Source organism: Streptococcus sp. STC1396, from assembly GCF_058933875.1.
The window spans coordinates 70283-77237 of the sequence record NZ_JBZYCU010000010.1 but is presented as its reverse complement, the minus strand read 5'-3'; the positions used below and the strand labels follow the sequence as shown (position 1 = coordinate 77237).

Annotated in this window: 7 protein-coding genes; all 7 read left to right on the top strand. The window is 43.0% G+C overall.

Annotated elements, in window-relative coordinates; genetic code table 11:
* The first annotated feature begins 237 nt into the window (after positions 1-237).
* The 7 genes from AC5FEC_RS05010 to AC5FEC_RS04980 all read left to right on the top strand — a co-directional run bounded on the left by AC5FEC_RS05010 (position 238) and on the right by AC5FEC_RS04980 (position 6643).
* Positions 238-777: a PepSY domain-containing protein gene (locus AC5FEC_RS05010; RefSeq protein ID WP_493661495.1), complete on the top strand. Its 540-nt coding sequence runs from the start codon at positions 238-240 to the stop codon at positions 775-777.
* Positions 778-1133: 356 nt separating this feature from the next.
* Complete coding sequence (locus tag AC5FEC_RS05005; RefSeq protein WP_493661494.1) at positions 1134-2483, top strand: hypothetical protein; 1350 nt, start codon at positions 1134-1136, stop codon at positions 2481-2483.
* A 78-nt stretch (positions 2484-2561) separates the two neighbouring features.
* Positions 2562-3401 carry a hypothetical protein gene (locus AC5FEC_RS05000; protein ID WP_493661493.1) on the top strand — a complete coding sequence of 280 codons (840 nt, stop codon included), beginning with the start codon at positions 2562-2564 and terminating at the stop codon, positions 3399-3401.
* Between the two features lie 108 nt (positions 3402-3509).
* Entirely contained in the window at positions 3510-4208 is a 699-nt protein-coding gene (gene dapD / locus AC5FEC_RS04995; protein WP_493661492.1) for a 2,3,4,5-tetrahydropyridine-2,6-dicarboxylate N-acetyltransferase, read from the top strand.
* Between the two features lie 77 nt (positions 4209-4285).
* A complete protein-coding gene (locus AC5FEC_RS04990; protein WP_493661491.1) occupies positions 4286-5419 on the top strand; it encodes an N-acetyldiaminopimelate deacetylase in 1134 nt (377 codons plus the stop codon).
* Positions 5420-5439: 20 nt separating this feature from the next.
* Entirely contained in the window at positions 5440-5976 is a 537-nt protein-coding gene (locus AC5FEC_RS04985) for a 5-formyltetrahydrofolate cyclo-ligase (protein WP_493661490.1), read from the top strand.
* Positions 5960-6643: a rhomboid family intramembrane serine protease gene (locus AC5FEC_RS04980; protein ID WP_062201262.1), complete on the top strand. Its 684-nt coding sequence runs from the start codon at positions 5960-5962 to the stop codon at positions 6641-6643. Before AC5FEC_RS04985 ends, AC5FEC_RS04980 begins: the two co-directional genes overlap by 17 nt.
* Positions 6644-6955: the final 312 nt, after the last annotated feature.

Sequence of the window (6955 nt, the reverse complement as noted above, 5' to 3'; positions counted from 1 at the left end):
CCACCTCCGCACAGTTGAGTAGGGCTGTAAAAGCTGATGAAATCAGCGTAGTAGAGCCCACTCAACCACTGCGTCTTGCTCGACAATCCAAAGACAATTGAGAGGCTAGGACTTTTGTCCCAGACTCAGCTCTCCCCTTTGAAATGGAAAGAATGGTCTAGGATGCATTAACTGGAACGGTGTTTTCTTAGCCTGATTTTGATTTCTAGGGTCAAGTTGTAGAAGGAAGGACCAACCATGAAAAAACTAAAAGGAATTTTATTAGCCGGTTTGGTAGTAGGAATTTTAGCAGGTGGAGCGGCAACTGTTGTTTCAGCGGATTCAGCTAAGCAAGCTACTCGGATTCAGGCGGCAAGCCTAACTCTTTCAGACGCTAAGGTGATTGCCTTGCAGACAGCTGGTTCAGGGAAAGTCGTTTCTATTGATTTAGACGGAAATAAAGCTGGTGCTGTATACTATGATGTAACAGTATTGGATGGCTTTACAGAAAAAGAGTACAAGATTGATGCTCGAACAGGAAGCATTCTCAAAGCCAAGGAAGAGCCAATTGATGACAATGAGGACATGCAACTGACTCAGACTAATGTGCAATTGACTTTTGAAGATGCTGAAAGAATCTTGCAGCAAAAATATCCTCAAGCCAAAATTTATGATGAAGAGCTAGATATTAAGGCTGGTCAGCTAGTCTATAAGCTGGAAGCTCTGAACGGTACGCAAAAGATCAAAATGACCATTGATGCCAACAGTGGGAACATTTTGAACGAAAGAATTAAATAATATAGCTGGGATACAGTTTGGAATTGCTTTGTTGGGTACGGACGAAAGTTCGTGCCTTTTTGCTTGTGTGCTTTCAAGCTAAGCCAGTTCAAAATATGATATACTGGAATAAAGTTATATTAGCATGACAAGTTTCACGCTAGGCTACTGTCTTCAAACAGTTGTTTTATAAAAGGTAGCCACCCTGATAGTTTGTGTAGCTAATTGACTGCTTAACGGTGTATGCAGTCGCGGGATGTTGCCCCCAGTATGAATGTTATAGAAAAGAGAATAGCAGCATTCAGCGGGTAGGAATTGTGAACTGTTAATAGAGTCGTCTTTTCAATGATAGAAGAGTCAATAGATGAGGAGGAGTTATGGGAAAAAGAAATCTGGAAGCTTTGAGGGAGAAACATCAATCAAAATTCAAGAATGCTCAAACGAAAAAGCCAGCAGATAGCCATTCATCTTTTCTATCTAAATGGAAAACCAAAGAAGACCAAGACATCAAACCGTCTGCGGGATTGCAAGAAGCGCAGAGAGGGGCAGAAGAAAATCAAGCTCGTCCTTCAGGTTCGTCTCCATCAAAAGTGGTATTTCCAATAGAGAGCTCAAGCAATGAGCCGTCTGCTGTCTCTTCGATAGAGGACAAAAACGGTTATGGGGCTAAAATAAGTTCTCAAGACCAGCCGGTGTTTTCTAAGCAGTTAGCAGGAGTTCAGCAGGTAAAGGAGTCTCTGTCGCTTCTGTCACAGAATTTGTTGGAATTGAAGCAGAGGGAGCTGAAGCATCTCATTTCTAGTTTAGAATCACTGAAAGCTAAAAAACAAAACCAAGTCCTTCGTGGAAATCAAGCTAGCCAGCCGATGTCAGGCCTTATAACTGAAGCAAAGCAGACCAAGCTTTCTCCGCGAATAAGCTCCAATGAGCTTGCTAGAGAGATAGATAAAGTAGAGTTTAAAAAGAAAAAACTAGGAATCTTTTCTAAGATATGGATGATGGTACTTTCTAGTTTGGGGATTATGACTTTTTTGGCTAACGCTGGAATAACGTGGCTAGAGATGGAAAAGGTAAAAGATAAAGAAAAAGCTGCAGATATTTCTCTTATGTTAAACTCATATAGAAAGGATCAAGATTTAAAATCTGCTAATCGTCCAGAATGGATTGCTAAGAAAGAGGAGTATCAGTTTCATATTACCTATGATGATATCACTTCTTTGTTCTTAGACTTCACTTCATCGGTTCCAAATCTGACAAAGGTCGACGAGGTGGTTGCAAAGTTAGGGAAAGCTGAGTCTGGAAAAGAATTGGACCAAGATGACCCAATCAAGACGATAGCTTTAGACTATTCACAAGCAGGGACGGAAGCGAAAGTTAGCCTCTCTTTTAAAAGTCATTTTGGTTCTTCTGAAACTCCTAAGTTACAGTCCCTAAAATGTACGCATCTCAGTAGTGCGCATCTACCAAACCGAAATGCTCAGCTCACTCGTCAAGATCTTTCTGATATAGAGAAAGGAAAGACCTATCAGGAGATTGTCAGTCAGTTGGGACTTCCAGAGCGCCTCGATTGGAATGGGGGAATCTTTGGCAATGCTACTCTATCAATTTATTATCGTTTGGAGGATGGGAAAGAGGTCGGTTTTTCTTTTGAAAATAATAAGTCTCAGAACTATCAATTGACAGAGAGTTCAGGTTTGGCAAACGAAGCAGGAGAAGCGGGTGCTTAGTAGCGCTTATCTAGCAGGAAAATCAGCCGTTTGTGGAAAGGGAATGAGCAATCAAGTTTTTAGTTGATAGGTGAAAAGGTGAAAGATAGAAATTTAGAAGCATTGAGGCGGGAGCACAAATCCAAGTTTAAAGCCAGAAACACTTCGTCGATCAAGAATCAGCGGGAACGGGGAGGAGCTGCCCTCGAACAGACAAAGGCTTTATCCAAACCAATTCATAAAACGAAGTCTAGGAAACTAAAGGTATCACAAAAATCCCCTTTTTTCAGGGTAGTGAGTGCTGTCGCCCTGCTAGGTGTTGTGATAGGACTACTCGTCCTAATTGGGAATTGGACAAATTCTCACCGAAAGAATGAGTTCATAAGCACAGAATCAAAATATACTTCTCCAGATGCTAAATCTTTGGATTGGGAACAAATGGATTTTATAAACTACACTATTGAAGAGGATGAAGATAAAAATATTACAGTGTCTGACTTTGTCAAACGGTATGGGTTAGCTAAAAGCAGCGAAGATATGACAATGGGGCAGAAAGATAAATTATTGTCACTTACTTACACTCTAGCGGGAGGGGGATTTGCGTTTTTTCAATTTTGGGATTTTGGTTCAGGTCTACATCTTGCTAGCGTTACTTACTATACAGATAAAAAAGAAGAGTTATCAGATGAGGAACTTTCCTTTCTTAAGGAATTGAAATCAGACCCAGAAAAAGGAATGAGTGATCAAGGAATCCTAGAATATTTGAGGCCTCCAAAAAGTTACACAAAAATAGGCATTAAGGGTTATTACTCTGTGACCATGGTCTACAAAGTATTAGATAGTACTTACTACCATTTAGAATTTTCAGAGGGTAAGGATGGGAACCTGCATTTAAAAAATATACAAGTCTCTGAACAGGAGGTAATAAGTCCTTCCTAAGAAAGTCAAAACGAAACGACTGAATTGTGTTATAATAGAGAAATAAAATAGATAGGAGAGGGGACTTTCCTCTCCCAACAAAGATAGAAAGAACAAAGAGGTGCTACCATGTCTGCTACGAAAATGAACGCTCAAGAAATCATCAAATTTATCTCTGATGCCAAGAAAAAAACTCCAGTCAAGGTGACCTTTAATGGAGAATTGCACGGGCAAATTCCGTGGTCTGTCGTGAAATTAGGCAATGTTCTTTTTGGAGACTGGGAAGAAATTAAGCCACTCCTAGTGAACTTAGAGGAAAATAAGACCTATGTAGTAGAGCAGGATGCCCGCAACTCAGCGGTGCCGCTTTTGGACAAGCGCAACATCAATGCCCGTATTGAGCCGGGTGCCATTATCCGTGACCAAGTCGAAATTGGTGATAATGCTGTCATCATGATGGGTGCGGTCATCAATATCGGTGCGGAGATTGGTGCTGGAACCATGATTGATATGGGTGCTATTCTGGGCGGTCGAGCGATTGTCGGTAAAAACAGTCATGTCGGTGCTGGTGCGGTTCTGGCAGGAGTCATTGAGCCGGCTAGTGCTGAGCCAGTTCGGGTCGGAGACAACGTGCTGATTGGTGCCAATGCGGTTGTGATTGAAGGAGTACAAATTGGCAGTGGTTCCGTTGTTGCGGCTGGTGCGATTGTGACCCAAGATGTTCCAGAGAACGTAGTGGTTGCTGGCGTTCCGGCACGAGTTATCAAGAAAATTGATGAAAAGACTCAGCAGAAGACGGCTCTGGAAGATGCCCTGCGTACTCTTTAAAAATAGCATGAATTTGAATTGATTGGGTGTGGCCCAGCGTTTTGCTTGGTCTGAGAGGACTTGAAGGGAAAGAAACAATGCTTGATTATCTGAACATTCGCCGTGATTTGCACCAGATACCAGAAATCGGTCTGGAAGAATACAAGACTCATGCCTACCTGATGCAGGTCATTGATGGACTGACAGCAGGTCTAGACTTTGTGGAAATCCGAACTTGGCGGACGGGTATTTTGGTCTTTATCAAGGGAAGTTCACCGGATAAGACGATTGGCTGGCGTACAGATATTGATGGTTTGCCGATTGTGGAGGATACAGGACTAGACTTTGCCAGCACTCATGAAGGCCGGATGCATGCCTGCGGACACGATATGCACATGACGGTTGCCCTAGGCCTGCTGGAACAAGCTGTGAGCGCTCAGCCTACCCACAATCTGCTTTTTCTCTTTCAGCCTGCTGAGGAAAATGAAGCTGGTGGCATGCTCATGTATGAAGACGGTGCTTTTGGCGACTGGCTGCCAGATGAGTTTTATGGTCTCCATGTGCGGCCGGACCTCAAGGTCGGCGATATTGCGACTAACAGAGGAACGCTCTTTGCTGGTACCTGTGAAGTCAAGCTAACTTTTAAGGGGAAGGGAGGCCATGCGGCCTTTCCTCATGAAGCCAATGATGCTTTGGTGGCGGCTAGTTACTTTATCACCCAGGTGCAGACCATTGTCAGCCGCAATGTCGATCCTATCGAGGGAGCAGTTGTGACCTTTGGTTCTCTCCATGCTGGCACGACCAACAATGTCATCGCAGAAACGGCCTTTCTGCATGGCACCATTCGGACTCTGACTCAGGAGATGAACCTCTTGACCCAGAAGCGCTTACGGGAAATAGCAGAGGGCCTAGCCCAAAGTTTCGGTCTGGAATTGGACTTGAAGCTTAAACAAGGTGGCTACCTACCTGTAGAAAACCATCCTGATCTGGCAGACGAATTACTGGACTTTTTCCAAAAGGAAGAAGGAGTGCAGCTGATTGATATTGCGCCAGCTATGACAGGCGAGGACTTTGGCTATCTGCTCAGCAAGGTCAAGGGCGTCATGTTCTGGCTGGGAGTGGACAGTCCCTATGCCCTCCATCATCCCAAGATGACACCGGACGAGGCAGCACTGCCCTTTGCTATTGAAAAGATTGGGAAATTCCTAGATTATAAAATCAACGAAAGATAAGGAAAGGGTGGACGAGCTGCATGAAAAAAGAGCTGAGACAAACTGTACTGAACCAGATGAAGAAACTGTCAGGAAAAGAAAAAGAGCAGGCAGATAGCTGGCTGACCCAGCGCTTGCTCAGTTCAGCAGCTTATCAAAAAGCTCAGGTTATCGCTACCTATCTTTCTATGCCGCATGAAGTCTCAACTGCAGCCTTTATCAAGCAGGCTCAGTTGGACAGCAAGCGGGTTTTAGTGCCCAAAACCTACGGCCAGGGTCGGATGATATTTGTGGATTATGATGAAAGCCACCTGCAAAAGAGCTCTTTTGGTCTGCTGGAGCCGATGAGCGAAGAGGCTGTGGAGAAGACGGAGATTGATCTGATTCATGTGCCGGGCGTGGTCTTCAATTCTCAAGGCTTTCGGATTGGCTATGGCGGTGGGTACTACGATCGCTATTTGGATGATTATGAGGGGACGAGTGTCAGTACCATTTATCAAGTCCAGCAAGCGGATTTTACACCAGCCCAACATGATGTCGCAGTAAAGGAGTTAATCATGTATGAAACAAATCTATGATAGAGATTATCCAGTGACAAGCACTTTGCTTATAGCAACAAGTCTTGTCTTTGTCTTGATGATTCTTTCTTACGGTTTTCAATACAGCAATTCAGAAGCCTTGTATCGCTTTGGAGCTGTGCACGGTTATACTATTCAAGCTTTTCCGGAGCAGTTTTGGCGGGTTTTTGCTGCCATTTTTATCCATATTGGCTTGGAGCATTTTGTGGTCAATATGCTAACGCTCTACTTCCTTGGCCGACAAATCGAAGCCATCTTTGGTTCTTTGAAATTCTTGATACTTTACCTGATGTCGGGGGTGCTGGGAAATTTATTTGTTGTCTATTTTTCACCCAACAGTTTAGCAGCTGGCGCTTCTACCTCGCTTTTTGGACTTTTTGCTTCGATTGTCGTGCTTCGTTATGCTACGCGAAATTACTATCTCCAGCAGTTGGGTCAATCCTATATGAGTCTGCTCGTTGTCAACTTAATCATGAGTTTTTTGCCGGGAATTAGCCTTTCAGGTCACTTGGGCGGTCTAGTCGGCGGAGCTTTAGGGGCTGTAATTTTACCAGTGTCAGGAGAGCGCTATGCTTTTAGCAAGTCTCAACGGTTTTTAGCACTGGCAGCCTACCTTGGATTAGCAACTATTCTGATTTTTCTGAGCTTTCAACGACCAATTTTTTAAAGAAATAAACTCAAATACCGCTTTAAAAAGCGGTATTCTTTTTATAAATATGATTTTTTGTAAAGGAGCCTATTTTAATTCGCAGAGGCATGATAATTCATATATATTGCTACTACTTAGTCTGGACAGAAATAAATGAGCGAAATTTCTATCTATGTGTATCCAGTGATGTATGTTTTCTCTATTTTTTATCTGTAAAGCGTATAAATAAACATTTTTGAAAGCGCTTGCAAAGGCAGAATGAAAAGGGTATACTATGATTGATGAAATAAAGGAAGTTTAGGACTTTCAAAAAATAAAAAGGAGTTAACG